This is a genomic window from Pontibacter toksunensis (genome assembly GCF_042686245.1).
Taxonomy (GTDB): Bacteria; Bacteroidota; Bacteroidia; order Cytophagales; family Hymenobacteraceae; genus Pontibacter; species Pontibacter toksunensis.
Window position 1 is genome coordinate 2,261 of the sequence record NZ_JBHUOX010000070.1, and the last position, 1,275, is coordinate 3,535.

1 protein-coding gene is annotated in these 1,275 nt (G+C 54.9%); it reads right to left on the bottom strand.

The genetic code is table 11. From position 1 onward, the window contains the following. On the bottom strand, nt 1-1,275 hold a 1,275-nt coding region (locus ACFS7Z_RS27050; protein WP_377492538.1), incomplete at both ends, for a TonB-dependent receptor.

The window sequence follows — 1,275 nt, forward strand, 5'->3', positions numbered from 1 at the left end:
GAGCTTGTGCTGCTGCGAGAGAGAAATCTCGTCCTGCACGAAGATTCCGGGAAGCCAGGTTCTGTCAGGCTGGTTTCCCGGATCCAGAGTATCCGGGCTGGCGGTGGCCGGTGTGTTGTCATCGTAGTACGTGTAGCGGATGGCTGTACCCAGCAACAGATCATGCCTGTTGATTTTCCTGTCCCAGGTGAGCTGCGAAAAGGCAATTTTCTGATCTGCAAAGTAAGGGATGTCTCCATACCAGGAGTTTTGGCTGTGGTCGTTGACGGAGAACATCAACAGCATCTTCTCCTTTACAGGCAGCTGGTAATTACCTATCAGTTCCCATCTGTTTGTATAAACGCTCTCTCCATAAATGCTGTCGCCTCCCCTGAAGGACTTGTTCCAGCGCATGTCTCCGCCCCAGCGGTCTTCGTAATAGTAGCGCCCGGCCAGGGAAAGCAGCCTGTTCCCTTTTCTCTGGAAATTCCATTTCTGGAAAACGGAAATCCGGTCCTGCAGCGTCACGTCCGTGAAGCGGTCGCCGTTATTATCCTTCGGTTTGCTGTAGTTGAAGTAGTTCACCCCTGTCAGCACCGATGCCTTTCGCCCCGCATTCAGCTTAAACGCCAGGTCCGCATTGTACTCCTGCCAGGAGGTGGCAAAAACATCGGCATAGAACAAGGGGGCGTTGGAAGGCTTCTTCGTGACTACGTTTATCAGCCCGCCCACTGCCTCAGAGCCGTAGAGGGAGGAGGCCGGCCCTTTGACAATCTCAATGCGCTCCACCATGGCGTTGGGTATGCCCGAAAGGCCGTAGACGGAGGACAGGCCGCTCACGATGGGCATCCCGTCAATCAGAATCATGGTGTAAGGGCCTTCCAGGCCATTGATGTGTATGTCGCCGGTGTTGCACACGTTGCAGTTAAGCTGAGGGCGCACGCCGTTCACGTTCTGCAGCGCATCGAAGAGCGACGGTGTGGGGTTTTTCTTAAAAAAGTTCTGGGTATACACCTCCACAGGGACAGGGCTCTCCAACCTACTTACCTCCTTCATGGTGCCTGTTATCACCACTTCGCTGACTGCTAACGCAGCCTGTTTGAGTTGAAGGTCTGCAGTGACCGCCTGCCCCTCCTCCACCGTCACTTGTTGTGAGGCGGGTGTGTAACCCACTGCAGACACCTTTATGGTGTAAGTTCCGCTAGGCAACTGGCTGATGAGATAGAATCCGGAGGCATCGCTGGTTGCTCCCTTTGCTGTGCCGGCCAGGCCCACACTGGCAAAGGCTACCGGTAC